We start from the raw sequence: 2,844 nt of genomic DNA, 5'->3' as shown, positions 1-2,844 counted from the left end.
CCGCCGGTGATGAATCGTTTGACACCTTCGAGATGCCAGCTGCCGTCGCCCTGCCGGACCGCGGTGGTGCGGCACGCACCCACATCCGAACCGGCGTCCGATTCGGTCATCACCATGGTCCCGCCCCATTCACGCGTGGCAGCGATCTGGGCCCACCGCTGCTGGGCAGCATTGCCGAGGTCGTGCAGGATCTCGGCGTTCTGCGGCCCGCTGGTGTACACGAACGCCGCCGGCTGGGCCCCGAGGGACAGTTCCCAGATCGCCCATTTGACCACCGACGGTGCCACCGTGCCACCGACTTCTTCTTTCAGCCCGACTTTGTGCCAGCCCGCCTTCTGCCAGGCCAGTGTCGATCGGATGAACGACTCGGGCAGCGAGACCGCGTGCGTGGCCGCGTCGAACGTCGGCGGATTGCGGTCCGCGTCGGCGAACGACTCCGCGAGCGGACCTTCGGCCAGCCGCGCCGATTCGGCCAGCATCGCACGGATCGTGGGGGCATCCAGGTCGCCGAACTCGCCGGAGTCGAGAACGCCGTCGATCGCGAGCACCTCGAACAGGTTGAATTCGAGGTCACGAACATTGCTTTTGTAGTGGCCCACCTGGATGCCTCCGTATCCTGTGTCACGAGCGATCTAACGCTCCGGGTCGCTCGGCTCGGCTTCGGATCGCGAGCAGCCGTGCCGCCCTGAATTCGGTTGCGCCGCATCGCCTTCGTCGGGCGCCGGCGGGTCGATGCCGACCCGCCGACTCTGGTTGCCGAGGAAGGACCAGATGAACGCGGAAATGATCACCGCGTAGTCCTACTCGTAGATCTCACCCTTTTCCGCCTTCTCCACCAACGACTTCGGCGGCAGAAAGTGGTCACCGTAGCGTTCGGCCAGTTCTCGGGCCCGCGCCACGAAACCCGGTACACCGCCGTCGAATTGATTGATGTACTGGATGACCCCGCCGGTCCAGGCGGGGAAGCCGATCCCGAGCAGCGAGCCGATGTTGGCGTCCGCCACGGAGTTCAGCACTCCCTCGTCGAGACACTTGACAGTCTCGAGTGCCTCGGCGAACAGCATGCGGTCGCGCAGGTCCTCGAGCGGGATCTGGGTGCTACCACTGTCGAACGCCGCACGCAGGCCGGGCCAGATACGGGTGCGTTTACCGTCGACATACTCGTAGAAGCCGGCACCGGTGGAACGGCCCGAGCGGCCGAACTCGTCGATCATGCGGTCGATGACAGCTTCGGAACTGTGCGGCGTCCACTGTCCACCCGCGGCCTCGACCGCGGCACGGGTCTCCTGGCGGACCTTGCGCGGCAGCGTCAAGGTCAGCTCGTCCATCAACTGCAGCGGCGGAGCCGGATAACCGGCCTGCGCGCCTGCCTGTTCGATCGACGCGGGCTCGATACCTTCGCCGACGGCCGCCATCGCCTCGTTGACGAACGTGCCGATCACGCGCGAGGTGAAGAAGCCACGACTGTCGTTGACCACGATCGGTGTCTTCCCGATCCGCAAGACGTAGTCGAAGGCCTTCGCGAGGGTCGCGTCGGATGTCTTCTCGCCGCGGATGATCTCCACGAGTGACATCTTGTCCACCGGTGAGAAGAAGTGGATGCCGATGAAGTCTTCCGGCCGCTGCACACCCTCGGCGAGATCAGTGATCGGCAGCGTGGAGGTGTTCGAACCCAGAACGGCATCCGGGTCGACGATGTTCTCGATCTCGCCGAACACCTTGTGCTTGAGTTCCGGACTTTCGAAAACGGCCTCGATCACGAAGTCCACGCCGGCGAGGTCCCCCGGGTCGGCCGTCGGCTCGATCCGCGCGAGCACCGCGTCCGACGTCTCCTGTGTTGTCTTGCTCCGGGCAAGCGCCTTGTGCTCGAGCCTGACCGCATAGCCCTTGCCCCGTTCGGCCTTCTCCTTGGACACATCTTTGAGCACCACGTCGATGCCTGCCTTCGCCGTCACATAGGCGATGGCCGCGCCCATCATCCCGGCACCGAGTACACCGACCTTGCGCGCGGTGTACTTCTCGATGCCATCGGGACGTGAACCGCCCGCAGCGATCCGCCGCAGATCGAAATAGAACGCCTTGGTCATGTTCTTCGCGACCTGACCGATCACGATGCTGACGAAGTAGCGGGTCTCGATCAGCGCCGCGGTGTCGAAGTCCACCTGCGCGCCCTCGATCGCGGCGGCCAGGATCGCCCGCGGAGCGGGCATCGGCGCACCCTTGACCTGTTTGCGCAGGTTGCCTGCGAACGCCTGCAAGTTCGCCGCGAAGGCCGGGTCCGCAGGCGAGCCACCGGGCATCCAGTAGCCTTCGGCGTCCCAGGGCTGGACGGCACCGGGGTTGGCTTCGATCCACGCCTTGGCCTTCGGCAGCAGTTCGTCCACCGAGGACACCAACTCGTCGACGAGTCCGAGGTCTTTGGCCCGGCCGGGGCCGTGTCGCTGACCGTGCAGCAGAACGTTGCCGAGTGCGCTCTGGACTCCGAGCAGCCGCGTGGTGCGGACGACTCCGCCCGCACCGGGCATCAGACCGAAGGTGACCTCGGGCAATCCTATGACGACATCATCGATGTCCGCCGCGATGCGGTGATGCGTCGCGAGCGCGATCTCGAGGCCGCCGCCCAGCGCGAGACCGTTGATAGCCGCCACGACCGGTTTGCCCAGTGTCTCGAGGCGGCGCAGCCGTGCGTTCATGGCGGTGGTGGATTCGGTGACGTGCTCGGTGTGCTCCGGTGTGGCCCGGATCAGGTCCCGCAGATCGCCACCTGCGAAGAACGAGCGCTTCGCCGAGGTGATCACCACGCCGGTGATCGATTCCCGCTCGGCTTCCAGCCGGTCCACGACC

At 65.8% G+C, this 2,844-nt stretch carries 2 protein-coding genes; both read right to left on the bottom strand.

From position 1 onward, the window contains the following. Nucleotides 1-599 (bottom strand): acyl-CoA dehydrogenase family protein (locus ACFWF3_RS30940; RefSeq protein ID WP_379317252.1); only part of this gene is annotated, 599 nt, incomplete at its 3' end. A 201-nt stretch (nucleotides 600-800) separates the two neighbouring features. Beyond that, nucleotides 801-2,844 (bottom strand): 3-hydroxyacyl-CoA dehydrogenase NAD-binding domain-containing protein (locus ACFWF3_RS30935; RefSeq protein ID WP_379317250.1); only part of this gene is annotated, 2,044 nt, incomplete at its 5' end.

The organism is Nocardia sp. NPDC060220 (assembly GCF_042727815.1).
Taxonomy (GTDB): domain Bacteria; phylum Actinomycetota; class Actinomycetes; order Mycobacteriales; family Mycobacteriaceae; genus Nocardia.
Note: the sequence above shows the minus strand (reverse complement) of the source record. Positions and strands in the feature narration are given on the sequence as shown.